Here is a 15,504-nt window from a genome sequence, read left to right as displayed (position 1 = left end):
GCTATGGTGGCCGCATCGATGGCGTTGCTTGGGCCGCGCGACGGTGGCAGTAGCAAACCCTAACGGTTTGCTTGGTATACGCGCACTCAGCCGCCGATCTTTCCCGTCACCGAGTACAGCGGCTCCAGGATCCACTCGTAGATGCGCCGCTTCTCGCCCATGATGTCCGCATCCACGATCATCCCTGGCCTCAATGGTTCGGCGACCCCGTAGGCCAGGACGGATTGGCTGTTGAGTGATACCAGGACTCGATAGACAGGCTCTGCCGCCTGCCCTTGGTTCGATTGAGTAGGAACCGCACTGCGCGAGACCCGAATCACGCGGCCTTCGTGGCTGCCGAACTTCTGATAGGGGTATGCCCGGTAGCGCAGCAGCACGCGATCACCTGGCTTCACGAACCCGATGGCGGCACTCGGAATCAACAACTGCGCGCGCAGTGCGGATCCATCGGGGAGCAGGCTCAGCATGGGCTGGCCCGCCTGCACCGCTTGGCCTACCTCCACCAGCCTGCTCGCCACGAGCCCAGTGACCGGTGCCCTCAGCGACATCTCCCCGTTGGATTCCACCTGTACCGTCTCGTCGCCAAGCTCCGCGATGGCGCGTGCGGACGTGGCCTGCGCCGAGCGCCGCTGCTGGGGAATCTCCGCGATGGATTGATCCAGCTGCGCCAGGTTGCGGCGAATGGAGGTCGCCTGCCGCTGCAGCGTCTGCTGGGCGTTCAGCAGATCCAGCATGCCCTGCTCCTGCTGGTTCAGCTGGACAAGGCTCACATACCCCTTGTCTGACACCTGCCGGTACCGCTCCACGGTCTCTTTGGCGAGCCTGACCTGCTCGCCTCGTGTTGCCACCTCATCGTCAATCTGGCGCAGCTCTCGGCGCATGGCGTCGCGCTGCTTCTCCAGGCCGATCTGCTGCACCTTGAACTGTTGGTCCTGGGAGTCACGCTGGGAACCCAGGCTCTTCAAGCGGGTATCCAGGCCTTGGCGCAGCGCCTCCAGTGTGTCTTCACCTGCCGCAGTCACGCGCGGCACGCTGATCAGCAGCATGGGGGCCTTCCGCTGCACGCGGTCGCCCTCATCCACTTCGAGCGCGGCCACCACCCCCGCAGCGGGCGCCATCACGGTAGACAAGCCCAGGTCGGGTACCAGCTCGCCGGAGACGCGTGAGCGCCGCGAGTAGTCGCCGAAAACGATGAAGCCAACGATCAGTGCCGCCGAAAGCGCGCCGAAGCCGGCCAGCACCCACAGCCGAAGCGGTTGGGCCAGGGATATCTCCCCCAGCCAACTGCTTCGCTTTTCATCAAGAACTTCCTGCCGGAACAGTCCGCTCATGCGAGTTCAACCTCGCCAGCGTCCTCGATTCTGGGCGCCGGCGGCCGCAGCTCCTGGACGATTGCGCCGCCATGCATCACCAGGATCCGGTCCGCACTGGCAATCGTCTCGGGACGGTGCGCAATGATGACGCGCGTCAGGTCGAGCTTACGCACAGCATCGCTGACGAGACGCTCGCACTCCACATCCAGGTGGCTGGTCGCCTCGTCAAGGAACAGCAGGCTGGGCTGGCGATAGAGCGCGCGCGCCAGGATCACCCGCTGCTTCTGGCCGCCGGACAGGGTGGTTCCCATGTCGCCGATGAGGCTGTTGTAGCCCATGGGCATCGTCGCGATGTCCTGGTGCACGGCTGCCAGCTTCGCTGCGGCCTGCGCCCGATCTTCGTCCACACCCTCGTCCTGGAACGCGATGTTCTCGCTGATGCTTCCCGCGAAGAGCTGGTCATCCTGCATCACCGCGCCGAGCAGCTGCCTGTAGTTTTCCATGCCGATCTTCCCGAGCGGCATGCCACCCACGCGGATCTCGCCCTCGGTGGGCACCAGCAGGCCAAGCATCAGCTTCACAAGCGTGGTCTTTCCGCAGCCCGAGGATCCTACGATGGCGACGGACTCGCCCTGCTCGATTACCAGCGACAGGTTGCGGATCACCCAAGGCTCGTCAGCGGCATAGCGGAAGCCCAATCCCTCAACTTCAATGCGGAGGCTTTCCGGGACGGCGGCAGCATGGCCCGTCTGCGTGGCTTCGGGCGCAGCCAGAACAATGTCCGACAACCTCTCGCAGTGCAGCCGCAGCATGCGGAACTCCACCCATTTGTCTACCAGGCCGCCAACACGCTGCGCGAACTGATCCTTGTACGCGAGGTAAGCGATGAGCATGCCCACGGAGAACACGTTCTGCATCGCGAGCACCGCCCCGATCCAGATCACGGCAACGCGCTCCACGCCAAAGATCAGTTGGTTGGCACCACTGAACACCAGACCGAAACGTGAGAGCACGACCTCACGATTGACGGTGTCGTTCAGCAGGTTGAAGTAGCCCGATCGCCGCAGCGGTTCCCGCCCAGCCACCTTGATGGATTGGGCGCCCCGGATTGATTCAAGCAGATGACTTTGCTGGCGTGCCGCTGCAACCAGTTGCTGCTCGGTTCCGCTTCGCAGCGCGCGGAATGCCATGGCGCGGCTGGCCATGTACAGGGCGACGGCCAGCAACGTAACCAGCGCCAGCTTCCAGCTGTACAGAAGCATCATCGCCAGAGTCACCACCGCCATGAGGCCATCGATGAGCGCCTCCATGAAGCTGGTGGTCAGGGTGCGCTGTATGGCCTGCACGCTGCCCATCCGGGAGGTGATGTCGCCCAGGTGGCGCTTCTCGAAGAAGTCCAACGGAAGTTTGAGCAGGTGGCTGAAAACGTTGCCTGTCCACTGCAGGCCCAAGCGGCTGGAGAGGTGGATGACCGCCCATCCTCTCAGCTGGCCTATGCCTACCTGCAGTACCAGCACCAACAGGAATCCGATGCCGAGTACGGTCAACAGGTCCCGATCGGCAGCAATGAGAACGTGGTCGACGATCCATTGCATGAAGAATGGCGCCAGCAGCACGAAGACCTGCAATGCAATGGACAACAGCAGGATGAGTGCAACCGAGCGCCACAGCCCGCTGATCCTGCCCGTCAGCTGTGAGATGCCGATGGCCGGTGCCGGTGGCGCCTGCCTGAAGTCCGCCCCAGGCGTGAGTTCCAATGCCACGCCCGTGAAATGCCGCGAGACCTCCTGCAGCGTCAATGACCGCTTGCCGATGGCCGGATCGAACACGGTTACGCCGCGCTTGCCGACGCGTGCAAGCACGACGAAATGATTGAGGTCCCAATGCAGGATGCAGGGCAGCTGCAGCTCCGCGAGGTGTTCCATGTCCAACCTCAGCGGCCGGCACATGAAGTGCATCCTTTCGGCGATACCCATGATCTGGCCGAGGGTGGCACCCTTCAGCGAGAGCGAGTGGCGCCTCCGCAGCTCACGGATTCCCATACGGTTGCCATGCGCGGAGGCAACCATTGCCAGGCACGCCAAACCACACTCTGCCGCCTCCGATTGAACTACCGCTTCCATGCGCCGTCGTCTACACCACGTTCAATCATGCGGATGCTAGTGGAATTCCCCGAGGGTGTGTATCAGATTCTTCTGACTGCGCCCGGATGGACAGGTTTCCGCCTTCCTGCGGGCATCCGTACCCGGTCGGTGGGCATGCTAGTCTGCACGGTTGCACCCATCCTCCCGCCAGCCCATGCCCACCACGCCCAAACCCAGCGTTGCCACCCAGGCCGGAGCCGGCTTCCGCACGCTTTGGCCGCTGCTGGCGGTGATGCTGTTCTTCCTCGGCAGCGGGTTCCTGGCCGGCAAGAACATCCGCACCATCCGCGAGGGCAACGCCCTGGTGATCCGCTCCCAGGAGACGATGACCGCCCTGGGCGATGTGCTCTCTGCGGTGCAGGATGCCGAAACCGGCCAGCGCGGCTATCTGCTCACCGGCGATGACAGCTACCTGGAGCCGTATCGCACGGCCTTGGGTGTGGCCAGCACCCGGCTGGAGACCGTGGAAAAGGCCTTGGCCGATGACCCGGCCCAGGTGGACCGGCTGAAGCTGCTGGGGCGGCGGGTCCAGGACAAGCTGGACGAGCTGCATGAAACCATCGAGGTGCGCCGCACCCAGGGCCTGGAGCCCACCCTGGCAGTGGTGGGGTCCAACCGTGGCAAGGCAGCCATGGATGACATCCGTGCGCGGCTGGCCTCGATGGGCGCCATCGAGCTGGACAAGCGCGCCCGCCGCCTGGCGGAGATGGAATCGGCCTACAACACGGCGCTGAGCTCGGGCGCGGCCAGTGCGGTGCTGGGCATCGTGCTGACGATCTTCATCGCCATCCTGCTGCGCCGCCATACCCGCGCCCGCGAGCGCGATGCCTGGCTGCAGCGCGGCCGGCTGGAGCTCACCACGGCCACCGGCGGCGACCTGGACAGCGGTTCTCTGGCGCGTGCCAGCCTGGGCTTCCTGGCGGGCTTCACCGGTGCACAGGCCGGCATGCTGTTCGTGCCGGAGGACAACGGCTTCCGGCAGATCGGTGCGGTGGGCACCGCTTCCGCCCCGGACGGCACCGACCAGCTGCGCGACAGCGGCAGCCTGCTCGGCCGCGCGGTGGACGAGAAGCGCGTGCTGGTGGTGTCGGATGTACCGCCGGGCTACTTCACGGTCGGCTCCGGGCTGGGGCAGGCGCAGCCGCGCCACTTGGTCATCGCTCCAGGCATCCACGAGGGTGAGGTGAGCGGGGTGATCGAGCTGGGCTTCTTTGGTGCGGTTCCGGCCGAGGTGGTGGAACTGCTCCAGCTGGCCTCCGGCGACATGGCGGTGGCGCTGCGCTCGGCAGCCTACCGGGCCAAGCTGTCCGAGCTGTTGGCGCAGACCCAGCGGCAGACCGAAGCGCTGCAGGTGCAGAGCGAGGAACTTCGGGTCTCCAACGAGGAACTGGAGGAGCAGAGCCGGGCACTGCGCGGTTCCCAGCACGAGCTGGAAGAGCAGCAGGCCGAGCTGGAGCAGACCAACAACCAGCTGTTCGACCAGTCGCAGCAGTTGGAGAACGAGCGCGACAAGCTCGCGCGGGCCAACGCGGCCATCGTGGCCGAGGCGGACAAGGTGCAGCGCGCGAGCCAGTACAAGTCCGAGTTCCTGGCCAACATGTCGCACGAGCTGCGCACGCCGCTCAACTCTGCGCTCATTCTTTCCAAGCTGCTGGGCGACAACCGCGACGGCAACCTGAGCGCGGAGCAGGTGAAGTTCGCGCGCACCATCCACTCTTCCGGCACCGACCTGCTCAACCTCATCAACGAGATCCTGGACCTGTCCAAGATTGAAGCCGGGCACATCGAGGTGCACGCCGAACGCTTCGGCGTGGAGAAGCTGCTGACCGATATCTCGGCACTGCTTGGCCCGGTGGCCAGCGAGAAGGGCCTGACGCTGGACGTGTCGATGACGGCCGGCTGCCCGGTGGTGATCGAGTCTGATCGCCAGCGCATCGAGCAGATCCTGAAGAACCTGCTGTCGAACGCACTGAAGTTCACCGAAACCGGCGGGGTGACGGTGTCGGTTTCGTCGGCCGGCAACGGCAAGGTGGCGTTCGCGGTGACCGACAGCGGCATCGGCATTGCGCCGGAGCAGCAGGCGCGCATTTTCGATGCCTTCCAGCAGGCCGATGGTTCGATCAGCCGGCGCTATGGCGGCACCGGCCTGGGGCTGTCCATTTCCCAGGAGCTTGCACGTCTGCTGGGCGGCGACATCACGGTGGAAAGCGAGCCCGGCAAGGGCAGCTGCTTCCGGTTGGTGGTAGCCACACGGCTGGCAACCACCGAGCGCCCTGCAGCGCCTGAAGCGCTGCCGGCCATGGTGCCTGCACGCGCGGCATTCCCAGCGGGTGGTGTGGCCATGGCGCTGGAAGCGCGCGCCGTGGCCGCCCCAGGCAACAAGGCCAGCAGCAATGGCCGGGGCCTGATCCTGATCATCGAGGATGACCCTGCCTTCGGCCAGATCGTCAGCGACCTGGCAGTGGAGATGGGCTTCCGTGCACAGGTGGCGCAGACGGCGGCAGAGGCCCTTGCCGCCGCGCGCACCGAGCTTCCGCACGCGATCGTGCTGGACATCGGCCTGCCCGACCAATCCGGCCTGTCGGTGCTGGACGTGCTCAAGCACGACATCCGCACGCGCCACATTCCCATCCACGTGGTGTCGGCGACGGACCATTCGCGCAAGGCGTTGGCGCTGGGTGCGGTGGGCTATCTCGGCAAGCCGGCCACGCGCGAGGAGCTGGGCAATGTGCTGCTCTCGCTGGAGCGCCGCCTCTCGCAGCGTCCGCGCCTGGTGCTGGTGGTGGAAGATGACGATGTGCAGCTGGACGCGGTGCGCCAGCTGCTGGCGCTGGCCGATGTGGAAACCATCGGCGCGCGCTCGGCGTCGGAGTGCCTGCAGGCGTTGGCCCAGAACACGTTCGACTGCATGGTGCTGGACCTGACCCTGCCCGATGCCTCCGGCTTCGAGCTGTTGGAGCTGCTCAGCGAGCAGAGTCCGCACGCGCTGCCGCCGATCATCGTCTACACCGGCCGGGTGCTGTCGCCCGCCGAAGAGGTGCGGCTGGGGCGGTACTCGAGTTCGATCATCATCAAGGGCGCGCGCTCACCCGAACGCCTGCTCGATGAGGTCACGCTGTTCCTGCACAAGGTGTTGAGCGACCTGCCGGAATCGCAACAGGGCATGATCCGTACGGCGCAGCACCGCGACACGGCACTGGAAGGCCGCCGCGTGCTGATCGTCGAAGATGACGTGCGCAACATCTATGCGCTGATGAACGTGCTGGAGCCGCACGGCTGCAAGGTGAGCATCGCGCGCAACGGCCAGGAAGCCATCGATGCGCTGACCACCGCCGTCGACGGCCCGTCGCCCATCGAGCTGGTGCTGATGGACATCATGATGCCGATCAAGGATGGCCTTACCGCCACCCGCGAGATCCGCCAGGACGGGCGCTTCGGCAAGCTGCCGATCATCGCCCTCACCGCGAAGGCGATGCCGGATGACCAGCAGCAATGCATCCAGGCCGGTGCAAACGACTACGTGGCCAAGCCACTGGACGTGGACAAGCTGGTGTCGCTGATCCGGGTGTGGCTGATGGCGTGAGCCGGAGAGGGAAGCGCAGCACGGTGTAAGCTGTGGCTGATCAACGTGAACAACAAAGGAGCTTCATGAAAAAGGCATTTCAACGTTTGAGCATGCTCTCGGTATTTGTTCCATTGGCTGCAGCGGCCGATACCGCGTCCCACGAAGCAGGCTACAGCGCGGGTTACAAGCTGGGTTGGTACGTGGGCTGGTTTATTGGAACCTTCGGGCCGTACCTGATCGCCGCCGCCTTGGTAGGTGTTGTCGGGTGGTTGTGGTTCCGCCGGGCGAAGGCACGACAGATCCGCGGTGATGGCAGCTGAGTCATCCCAGGCGCTGCTGGACCTCCAACCGAAGCCGCGCCTGCTCCCGCAGCACCCATAGTTCGGCGCCCGTTTTGCCGTTGGCAAAGGCGGTGCAACGGCGAAGACGCCGTCCTTCCGGCTCGCGATGCGCATCAAGCATCGCCACCCATTCCCTGCCTCGCTGGGGTTGATAGATGTGGACCACCCACGTGTCGCCATGGGCGATCACCGTTTCGTCGTAGGCGGTGGCGGCGGGTTTGATCCATCGGAAGTCGGGCGGGAGCATGGACGAGAGCTTTACCGTTCCGCCTCTCAAATGCTGCGACAAGCGCCTTGGCCCGCTACCCATTGACGGCCTGCGCGGATCTGGCCGTTCCCTCAGAGCTTGCCAGCTTTCTTGTAACGGGAAACTCCGTGTTCGATCAGCTGCTCGAGCTCCTGCGGCAGCGTGGGATCCATTACCTCAAAGTTGAAGCATGATTTCCCCTGCATGCGCTTCTTCAGGGCAGGGCTGAGGCCCAGCAGCAGCTCGGGAAAGTCGTAGACCGGCATGAAGTGGAAGGCGTGCTTTCTGGCAGAGACTTTCACCGCTCCGAAGAACTGCGCCTTGCCCTTGCTGTCAGCGTCCCTGCAGTTGGCGTAGAAGTGGGCGTCGGTATCGTGCACGACCACCAGCGCATCCTTGTGGGCCAACAGTAGATCGCGCAATGCGACGAACAACGCCGAGGGCCTCCCCGATTCTGAATTTCGCGTCTGGGAGGTTGGTTTGCCTGGAGTCTTCATGGGTAGCTCCGGAAGTTCTCGCCACCATACCGCCGGCACGGGCACAACAGGTAGTGGCTACCTGGGCCCAGCGTTTGAGGGTAACCGGAGACGGCGCTATGCTGGCCCGGCCATTACGATGGGAGCTGCGGGTGCGAAGTGGATGGGCTTGGTGTGTCGTTCTGGCGCTCGCGTGCATTTCGGGTATCGCCCATGCGGCCGAACCGGATCGGCGCATCGCGCTGACCATCGACGATCTTCCGTGGCAGCGGCTGGGTGAACGTGCCGAGCCGGATCTCGCCGCACAGCACGCCAGATTGCTTGCCGCGCTGAAGCAGGCCAACGTCCCGGTGGTGGGCTTCGTCAACGAAGCCAAGCTTGAGGTCGGCGGCCAGGTGCAACCCACGCGCGTGCAGATGCTGCGCCACTGGCGTGATGCCGGGTTCGAGCTGGGCAATCACACCTTCGGGCATGTCGACCTGCATGCGATGCCGCTGGAGGCTTACGAGCAGGACATCCTGCGCGGTGAAGCCACCCTGCGCCCGCTGCTGGCCGAAACCGGGCAGGTCCCACGCTGGTTCCGGCACCCGTACCTGCATGCCGGGCAGTCGCCGGAGGCGCGCGCGGAACTTGCGGCATTCCTGAAGCAGCACGGCTATGAGATCGCCCCGGTCACGATCGATAACAGCGAATGGATCTGGGCCTTTGCGTACGACCACGTGCGCGATACCGAGACCGACCCCGCCAAGCGGGACGCCCTGATGCAGCAGCTGCGTCGTGGCTACGTGCCGTACATGCTCAACAAGCTGGACTACTACGAACAGAAGTCGCAGGAACTACTCGGCCGGCTGCCGGCACAGGTCTGGCTGATGCATGCCAACGCGCTCAATGCCGATTCCGTGGGCGAGCTGGTAGCCGCCACCCGTCGGCGCGGCTACCGCTTCATCTCGCTGGAAGTGGCGCTGCAGGATCCTGCCTATCAGCATGCCGACGGTTACAACGGCGGCAGTGGCATGAGCTGGATCCAGCGCTGGGCGATGGCCGAGAAGGTGCCGAAGGCGTTCTACGCGGGCGAACCCACGGTGCCTGGCTGGGTGATGACGCTAGCCGGGCGGGATGGCGAGTAGTCGCGCCCCGCCTATCGATCAGTTTTCCTGATAGTCGCTTTCATCGTACGTGCCCGCAACCGTGCAGGTCAGCTGCGGCGCTCCGCCGTCGCTCAGCATGAGCTCACCCGTCGTGGTCGTGCGTCCACCCGCCGTGCTGAGCTTTGCGGATTTGCGGACCGCCGCCGCGTTGGTACCGAGGGTCGCGGTGTAGCTCTCACCCAGCTCGCCGTCCGGGTCGATGAAGATCGACACTTCCTGCACCGGCAGACCGAACACCGTGAAAGGCGCAGGTGGCTTGATGGCCTCAATGCCGCCGGATTCGTCACGAGGCAGGGCTTTCCAGGCGGCGGCGGTCGTATCCGGCTTGGCGCGGCACTCAACAGCTGCCTGGATCGCGGGCGCTACAGCCTGCCATTGCGTAGCGTCGATCGCCTGCGCTGCCGGGGCGAACAAGGCGCCAACAAGCAGCGTGATGAGAATCTTGGTGGTTGCGCCGCGCTGATGCGGCTTCCCTTGGGTAGTGGTCATGAGGCATTCCGTTTGCGCTGTGGGGTTCTACTTCCAGAGCAAGTTTACTGCGCAACGCATCAGGCCGCCCAGTGGCGGCCTGATGGTCTACAGGGTTGCGATGCTCAGAAGAAGATCGCGTAGAGGATCAACAGCGGGATCGGTACGCCGAGTGCCCAGAGCAGCAGGGTCTTCATGGGAAGTCTCCTTGTTCGATTGGGAAGTTACAGGTCGCGGCGACGGCCGCCCCACGTGGCGCTGAGGCTGGCGAAGAAGGCACCGATCAGCAGCGTGATGAACAGCCACAGCGCCGCGTAGGCCGTAGCCTTGCGCGCATCGTCGGCTACTTCCTTGGCCTTGTTCTTGGCGTCTTCCAGCGCAGCACGCATGCGGGTCTGGGTCTCGGTGACACGCGCTTCTGCTTCTGCCTGGCTCATCCCAGTCTCGCGGGCGATCACCTGCGCCAGGTACTGCTTGTCTGCCGGGTTGAGGCCATCGGACTGCAGGCTGGTGACGATGATGCGGTTCACCTCGGCGCGCACTTCACGGCGGTCGCCGCCCGGGCGCGGGCCTTGCGGCGGCAACGGGCGCGGCGGCGCAACGTTTGCAGGGCCGACGCCCGGAACCATCGCCGACGGATCGACCGGTGCGGCAGGATCGGCCGGCGCCTGGCCGGGCATGGGTGCCGGCATGCTGCCATTGCGGAACAGCGAGTCCACCCAGTAGTTCAGGTCGCCCTGGTCCGAACCTGCGACAGCGGTGCCGGCGCCTGCGGCAGCAATCCCGGCGGTGGACGCTGCAGCGCCTGCGGTTGCGCCGACAGCTTTGACGCCCGTGCCGAGCACGCCGCCAATAGCCGAGGTCAGCAGGCCTGCGGTGAGGAGGGTAGCGACAGCCCAGGAGACGAAGCCATGGGCGGTATCGCGGAAGTAGGTTTCGTCGCCGTGCAGGCGGGTCCACTTGGTGCGCAGGCGGCCGGCCAGGTACCCGCCGAGGCCGGAGGCGGCCAGCGCGGTGAAGGTCAACCAGACGATGCTGCCCCAGCCGAAGGTTTCCTTGGAGACGCCATCAAATGCCCACGGCGATACCGAGGACAGGCCAAGGCCAACGCCGAGGATCAGCAGGACGAGCGACAGCGCGGCGGCGGCGACGGCACCTGCCAGGATCGCGCCCCAGGACACCGCGCTTTCGGGCGCAGGTTCGTGACGGATGTTTCAGTCACAACGGCGATGTCGGGCCCGAGGGCGCCTCGATCGGGGTAATCAACGCGGGTGTTCATCGGTACTGCGCTCCGTCTGGATGCTGCGTGTGCAGCTGGCACCCAGAGGCTGCGCGAAGGCAGGTGAAATCGGTGAGACCTGCGTCTTCACTTCCCGCATGCGCGGGCGGGCGCCAGGGCGATATCCTGTCTCGCGGTTGACGTGGCGAGGTTGTACAGCCAGGCCATGGATCTGTCATTCAAGGATAGGAGGGCATATGAAGCGCGGCGCAAAAGTATTGATCGCCATCGTGTGCACCCTGCTGCTGGCTCCCGCCGTGGCATTCCTGATCTATGACGCGTTGGTGTTCTGGCCACACCGCGATGACATGCGAGCCGTCCTGGAGAATGCAGATCCGCTGGATCGTTCGCCGCCTTCGAAGGTTCGCGCCTACATCCGTTCACAGCATGATGGTGCATTGCCGTCCGCAGTAGTGGCGCGTCAGTTGCATTCCCGTTGGCTGCCCCGCAAAGGCATGCTTGACTGGCACGTGCGGAGCTTCCTGTGGGAGCGGCTTGTCTCCCTGCACCTGTCGCAGGAAGAGGTATTGGGGCTCTATGCAACCCTTGCCTACAACGGACAGAGACAGGGGATGAACTCACTTTCGCAGCGCTTGTTCACCAAGCCCCTGGACGCGCTGTCGGATGAAGAGGCCGCGATGGTGGTTGCCTACACATGGGCGCCTGACCTCTATGCCCAGCATCCTGAACGGCTGCGGGCGCGTACAGACATCCTGCTTTCCCGGGCGCGCAGCACACAGCTCAACGCTCTCTGACGGCGCCGCGGGCAATGGCCTGCGCGACTTCACTATCAAAGCCCTCACTCGTGGTGATGTGTCTTCTGACGTCGTCGGCCATCAGCTGGTCAGCATCCAGGTAGGAGAGCTCGACCAGCTTCACCAGCGCATCCTTCGATGGAGACTGCTTCAGCCACCAGTGGAAGACGCCGTTGCGGTCGTGTTCGGAGGCATTCTCCATGCCAGGTTCGTAGGTCTCCATCAGCAGCTGCAGATGATCTTCTGGCACCAGGCCGTACTCTTTCCACCTGGGGTGGAAGTGCATGAGTGCGAGGTAGCTCTCGATGTCCATCACGCGCTCCGTTGAAATCGCTTGCGCCTGCGACGGCGCAGCATGAGGGCGGCGCCAGCAAGCACCAGATAGATGCACCCTACCATTGCCCTGCCAGAAGGCTGCACGAAGAAGCCTACTTCACTGTCGGGCATGAAGAATGGCTCGCCCAGCCAGTATGCAAAGGGCCAGTAGTAGATCTGGTGCAAGGCGAACGTGATCAGGTCATTGCCAAGGTCGAGCACCCACGGCAGCGCGATCCATGCGAGGAGGAAACCGACCCAGAGACGTGTTCTTTCTCTAAGGGAAGGCGGTTGTTCGATTGTCCTCTTACCTTCCATGGTCGGCTCCTGCGGAACGGTGTCCGAATGTGACGAGTATTACAGTTTCCACACACTACTAGCTCCAAGAGCTGCCTCTCGCTCACGCTTGGTTTCTGGCGCCATGATAGATTCTTGCCGATCCCGAAGGCATCTGGACACCATGACCGTACGGACGACTGAACCAGCATTCCCGTCCCTCATCAGGGGCCTTTTCGCGCTGTTGGCCGGCGTGTTGACCGCAGGCTGTGCAGGTGGTGCATTGGAAGCCAAGTCCGGGATGGCGAAGGCCAGTCCGTCTACCGAATCCAGGAGTGAGAATCTGATGGACCGCCTTCGTCATGATGTGGATCAACTGATCGAGACCCCCTTCGACGATATTGCAGCGGTGGACGCGTTGCTTGGGTCGCAACTCGGGCCGGTTGGGTCGGATGACCAGCTCAACGTGCGCAAGGCGGATGCGGGTGCCATTGCAGGGATTTCGCTGCGGAGCATCGAGTTGCGCTCCGCGCGGGATGATCCCAGGCACGCAACACTGCTGATGAGCGTTGAGCCATCGGCATTGATGATGACGGATGCACCTTGGCCCGCCGCGGTGCTCTATCCACCGCGCCCGGACGCACCGGACTCCAATGCGTACTGGTCGCTTCAGACTGGTGGAGCAACGGTGATCGTCGGTCTAGGGCCTGACCAGGTGCATGTGAGCTACGTATCGATCAGCAAGCGCTGATCCGGGTCATTGGCCATGGCAAAGGATATGCAGAATGGATAACCCTGATCCCGCGGCGGCACCTGCACCGACACGCGCTTCGTCCCCATTGGCTGATGCGACGCTGGCCGCATTTCTTGAGAAGTGCCCCACGCTTCGCAGCGGGCTTGCGCAGCTCAACCGGGACGGCATCAACGTCGAATGGGGTGCGGCGGGCGGCGGCACTTACCTCGTGCCGGGCAGCAAGATCGTCATTGACGCAAACGCTGCCAACCAAGGCGGGCGGATTGCGCGTTCTCTCTCCCATGAGATCGGGCACCACCGCTTCACCGAGCAGCCGGATCAGTCGTCCAAGCAAGCGTTCGTCGGAACACTGCTGCGCGGCGAAGCTGCAGCCACGCTTAGCAACGCACATATTCGCCGGGAAATAGTGAATGGTGGCGGCCCCGATATTGGTATCTCTGGCTCCGGCGACCGGCCACGCCGATATCAGGCCATCGCAGATCAACATCTCGCTGGCGCGCTTACGCGCGATGCCGCGTTGGACCAGATTGCCGAGATCTTCAAGACAGAGCGACCGTCCGTCGGTCCGCATGCAACATATGAGCTGTACTACGGCGCTCACTACGACGCGCACATTGCGCCACGACTTCGCCGCCAGGGCAATCCAGAGCCGACGTTGGATGCGGTGACGCCGGGCACGTCCCACCTTGATCCCGCGGACGGCAGGCTCTATGGGCAGATCCGCGCGGGTGTGGAAACGCTGGATTCCAAGCATGATCGTCAGTGGGATGTTTCGAGCGAGCGCATGACGGCCAGCTTGCTTGTATTGGCTAAAGAGGAAGGGTTGTCACGGGTGGACCATGTGGTCCTCAACCAGGCCACGGAACGTCATGCGGGTGGGGAGAGGGTGTTTCTGGTGGAGGGAGCCTTGAATGACCCCGCGCAGCATCGTGCAAGCATGGCGACCGGTGATGCGATTGCCGTTTCGGAGGCGCAATCTTTCGCGCGGGTTGAGTCCATGAATCAAGCGCGTGATGTGGTGACGCAGCAACAGACACGTTCGCAATCAGATGCTATCGAGCAGGCGGTGTACACCCAGAGCGCCTCGCCGCATATGCGGTAGGACGCTTCAGAACAACTGCCCCTGCGGAGAATCCTCGCGCGGCGGCAGCGGCCGCACGAACTTCGTGCAATCGAGCTTCGGCCAATGGCTGTTCTGCGCATCGAAGCCAAGGCGCTTGCGGGCGAGCTTGAAGCGGCTGGAAAGCAGGTCCGCGTAAACGCCTTCACCGCGCATACGGCTGCCGAACTCGCTGTTGTAATCCTTGCCGCCACGCAGCTGGTTGATGGTGCTCATCACGTGCGCGGCGCGGTCGGGGTGATGCGTATCGAGCCAGTCGCGGAACAGCGGCGCCACTTCCAATGGAAGGCGCAGCAGCACGTAACCGGCGGTGCTGGCGCCGGCGTCGCGTGATGCTTCGAGCACTGCTTCCAGTTCCGCATCGTTGATCCAGGGAATCACCGGGGCCACCATCACGCCCACCGGAATGCCGGCGTCGTGCAGGCGACGCATGGCGCGCAGGCGCGCGTGCGGGGCCGATGCGCGCGGCTCAAGGCGCGCCGACAGATGCGGGTCCAGCGAGGTCACCGAGAAGTGCACGCTGACCAGGTTTTTCTCCGCCAGCGGCGCGAGCAGGTCAATGTCGCGCTCTACCAGGGCGTTCTTGGTGATGAGCGAGAACGGGTGCTGGGTGTCCAGCATCACTTCGATCAGCTGGCGGGTGAGTTTGAGTTTGCGCTCGATCGGCTGGTAGGCGTCGGTGTTGATGCCCAGGGCGATCGGTTGCGGGGTGTAGGCAGGCCGCGAGAGTTCCTTGCGCAGCAGCTGCGGCGCGTTGGTCTTGGCGAACAGCTTGGTTTCGAAGTCCAAGCCCGGGGACAGGTTGAGGAAGGCGTGCGAGGGGCGCGCGAAGCAGTACGAGCAGCCGTGCTCGCAGCCGCGGTAGGGATTCACCGATTGGCTGAAACCCACGTCGGGCGATTTGTTGCGGCTGATGATGCTGCGCGCGGTTTCGGCGCGCACTTCGGTACGCAGGCGCGGGGCTGCGAATTCTTCGCTGGTTTCCGGTTCCCAGCCGTCGTCCATTGCTTCGCTGACCGTGACTTCGAAACGGCCGGCGAGATGCGTGGTGGAACCACGGCCTTTGATTGCGATACCCATCTTCAGAGGCTACCGGCGGGACGTCTCAGGGGTTGAGACGTTGTGTGGAGCGCAGGGAAGGGTGGAGCGTTGCGCATGGGTTAGTAGTATTACTAACCACAGGGTCGAAGGGAAGCGGAATCCGCGTCCCCGTTGGGTTTGGGCTGAATCGTTGTGGTTTGGTCCCCAAGGTTATCCACAGGTGCTCATGGGACCTTTGGTTGCACGCCAGGAGCATCCGGGC

The 15,504-nt window shown here is 64.1% G+C and carries 14 protein-coding genes and 1 pseudogene; 6 read left to right on the top strand and 9 right to left on the bottom strand.

Annotation, left to right across the window (positions count from 1 at the left end; all coding sequences use genetic code 11):
• Window positions 1-86 precede the first annotated feature (86 nt).
• Both QMX79_RS02550 and QMX79_RS02545 read right to left on the bottom strand, forming a co-directional pair.
• Window positions 87-1,331: an HlyD family secretion protein gene (locus tag QMX79_RS02550; protein ID WP_282244065.1), complete on the bottom strand. Its 1,245-nt coding sequence runs from the start codon at window positions 1,329-1,331 to the stop codon at window positions 87-89.
• Window positions 1,328-3,436, bottom strand: coding sequence for a peptidase domain-containing ABC transporter (locus tag QMX79_RS02545; protein WP_282244063.1), 2,109 nt, complete (start codon window positions 3,434-3,436; stop codon window positions 1,328-1,330). Before QMX79_RS02545 ends, QMX79_RS02550 begins: the two co-directional genes overlap by 4 nt.
• A 175-nt stretch (window positions 3,437-3,611) precedes the next feature.
• Here QMX79_RS02545 and QMX79_RS02540 point away from each other — a divergent pair, with 175 nt between their 5' ends.
• Window positions 3,612-7,040, top strand: a complete 3,429-nt coding sequence (locus tag QMX79_RS02540; RefSeq protein ID WP_282244061.1) for a response regulator — start codon at window positions 3,612-3,614, stop codon at window positions 7,038-7,040.
• A 65-nt stretch (window positions 7,041-7,105) separates the two neighbouring features.
• On the top strand, window positions 7,106-7,342 hold the full coding sequence (locus tag QMX79_RS02535) for a hypothetical protein (protein WP_282244059.1): 237 nt from the start codon (window positions 7,106-7,108) through the stop codon (window positions 7,340-7,342).
• A 1-nt stretch (window position 7,343) separates the two neighbouring features.
• On the opposite strand, the gene QMX79_RS02530 is transcribed toward QMX79_RS02535, so the two are convergent.
• Window positions 7,344-7,610: a hypothetical protein gene (locus QMX79_RS02530; RefSeq protein WP_282244057.1), complete on the bottom strand. Its 267-nt coding sequence runs from the start codon at window positions 7,608-7,610 to the stop codon at window positions 7,344-7,346.
• Window positions 7,611-7,702: 92 nt separating this feature from the next.
• Window positions 7,703-8,107 carry a hypothetical protein gene (locus QMX79_RS02525; RefSeq protein WP_282244055.1) on the bottom strand — a complete coding sequence of 135 codons (405 nt, stop codon included), beginning with the start codon at window positions 8,105-8,107 and terminating at the stop codon, window positions 7,703-7,705.
• Between the two features lie 131 nt (window positions 8,108-8,238).
• Between QMX79_RS02525 and QMX79_RS02520 the strand changes: the two genes are divergently transcribed.
• Window positions 8,239-9,213, top strand: a complete 975-nt coding sequence (locus tag QMX79_RS02520) for a polysaccharide deacetylase family protein (RefSeq protein WP_282244053.1) — start codon at window positions 8,239-8,241, stop codon at window positions 9,211-9,213.
• A gap of 18 nt (window positions 9,214-9,231) precedes the next feature.
• Here QMX79_RS02520 and QMX79_RS02515 read toward each other — a convergent pair whose 3' ends face one another.
• A complete protein-coding gene (locus tag QMX79_RS02515) occupies window positions 9,232-9,723 on the bottom strand; it encodes a hypothetical protein (RefSeq protein WP_282244051.1) in 492 nt (163 codons plus the stop codon).
• 203 nt (window positions 9,724-9,926) lie between these two features.
• Window positions 9,927-10,981: pseudogene (locus tag QMX79_RS02510) on the bottom strand (hypothetical protein).
• 197 nt (window positions 10,982-11,178) lie between these two features.
• Here QMX79_RS02510 and QMX79_RS02505 point away from each other — a divergent pair.
• Window positions 11,179-11,736: a transglycosylase domain-containing protein gene (locus QMX79_RS02505; RefSeq protein WP_282244049.1), complete on the top strand. Its 558-nt coding sequence runs from the start codon at window positions 11,179-11,181 to the stop codon at window positions 11,734-11,736.
• Here QMX79_RS02505 and QMX79_RS02500 read toward each other — a convergent pair.
• Together QMX79_RS02500 and QMX79_RS02495 are read right to left on the bottom strand one after the other, a co-directional pair.
• Window positions 11,723-12,049: a hypothetical protein gene (locus tag QMX79_RS02500; protein WP_282244047.1), complete on the bottom strand. Its 327-nt coding sequence runs from the start codon at window positions 12,047-12,049 to the stop codon at window positions 11,723-11,725. The genes QMX79_RS02505 and QMX79_RS02500 overlap by 14 nt on opposite strands.
• On the bottom strand, window positions 12,049-12,369 hold the full coding sequence (locus QMX79_RS02495) for a hypothetical protein (protein ID WP_282244045.1): 321 nt from the start codon (window positions 12,367-12,369) through the stop codon (window positions 12,049-12,051). Before QMX79_RS02495 ends, QMX79_RS02500 begins: the two co-directional genes overlap by 1 nt.
• A gap of 304 nt (window positions 12,370-12,673) precedes the next feature.
• Here QMX79_RS02495 and QMX79_RS02490 point away from each other — a divergent pair, with 304 nt between their 5' ends.
• Window positions 12,674-13,078 (top strand): hypothetical protein, encoded by a 405-nt coding sequence (locus QMX79_RS02490; protein ID WP_282244043.1) that lies wholly within the window; start codon window positions 12,674-12,676, stop codon window positions 13,076-13,078.
• Between the two features lie 34 nt (window positions 13,079-13,112).
• Window positions 13,113-14,183, top strand: coding sequence for an XVIPCD domain-containing protein (locus QMX79_RS02485; RefSeq protein WP_282244040.1), 1,071 nt, complete (start codon window positions 13,113-13,115; stop codon window positions 14,181-14,183).
• Window positions 14,184-14,189: 6 nt separating this feature from the next.
• On the opposite strand, the gene QMX79_RS02480 is transcribed toward QMX79_RS02485, so the two are convergent.
• Entirely contained in the window at window positions 14,190-15,281 is a 1,092-nt protein-coding gene (locus QMX79_RS02480; RefSeq protein WP_282244038.1) for a PA0069 family radical SAM protein, read from the bottom strand.
• Window positions 15,282-15,504: the final 223 nt, after the last annotated feature.

Origin of the sequence: Stenotrophomonas sp. PS02300 (assembly GCF_029959395.1) — a bacterium.
Taxonomy (GTDB): Bacteria; Pseudomonadota; Gammaproteobacteria; order Xanthomonadales; family Xanthomonadaceae; genus Stenotrophomonas; species Stenotrophomonas maltophilia_AD.
The sequence above is the reverse complement of the archived record's forward strand: the minus strand, read 5'-3'. Positions and strand labels throughout refer to the sequence as shown.

Excerpts from the sequence above, each read along its gene's own strand:
- QMX79_RS02550 (WP_282244065.1), bottom strand. The coding sequence starts at position 1,331 with ATGAGCGGACTGTTCCGGCAGGAAGTTCTTGATGAAAAGCGAAGCAGT.
- QMX79_RS02545 (WP_282244063.1), bottom strand. The coding sequence starts at position 3,436 with ATGGAAGCGGTAGTTCAATCGGAGGCGGCAGAGTGTGGTTTGGCGTGC.
- QMX79_RS02540 (WP_282244061.1), top strand. The coding sequence starts at position 3,612 with ATGCCCACCACGCCCAAACCCAGCGTTGCCACCCAGGCCGGAGCCGGC.
- QMX79_RS02535 (WP_282244059.1), top strand. The coding sequence starts at position 7,106 with ATGAAAAAGGCATTTCAACGTTTGAGCATGCTCTCGGTATTTGTTCCA.
- QMX79_RS02530 (WP_282244057.1), bottom strand. The coding sequence starts at position 7,610 with ATGCTCCCGCCCGACTTCCGATGGATCAAACCCGCCGCCACCGCCTAC.
- QMX79_RS02525 (WP_282244055.1), bottom strand. The coding sequence starts at position 8,107 with ATGAAGACTCCAGGCAAACCAACCTCCCAGACGCGAAATTCAGAATCG.
- QMX79_RS02515 (WP_282244051.1), bottom strand. The coding sequence starts at position 9,723 with ATGACCACTACCCAAGGGAAGCCGCATCAGCGCGGCGCAACCACCAAG.
- QMX79_RS02505 (WP_282244049.1), top strand. The coding sequence starts at position 11,179 with ATGAAGCGCGGCGCAAAAGTATTGATCGCCATCGTGTGCACCCTGCTG.
- QMX79_RS02500 (WP_282244047.1), bottom strand. The coding sequence starts at position 12,049 with ATGGACATCGAGAGCTACCTCGCACTCATGCACTTCCACCCCAGGTGG.
- QMX79_RS02495 (WP_282244045.1), bottom strand. The coding sequence starts at position 12,369 with ATGGAAGGTAAGAGGACAATCGAACAACCGCCTTCCCTTAGAGAAAGA.
- QMX79_RS02490 (WP_282244043.1), top strand. The coding sequence starts at position 12,674 with ATGGACCGCCTTCGTCATGATGTGGATCAACTGATCGAGACCCCCTTC.
- QMX79_RS02485 (WP_282244040.1), top strand. The coding sequence starts at position 13,113 with ATGGATAACCCTGATCCCGCGGCGGCACCTGCACCGACACGCGCTTCG.
- QMX79_RS02480 (WP_282244038.1), bottom strand. The coding sequence starts at position 15,281 with ATGGGTATCGCAATCAAAGGCCGTGGTTCCACCACGCATCTCGCCGGC.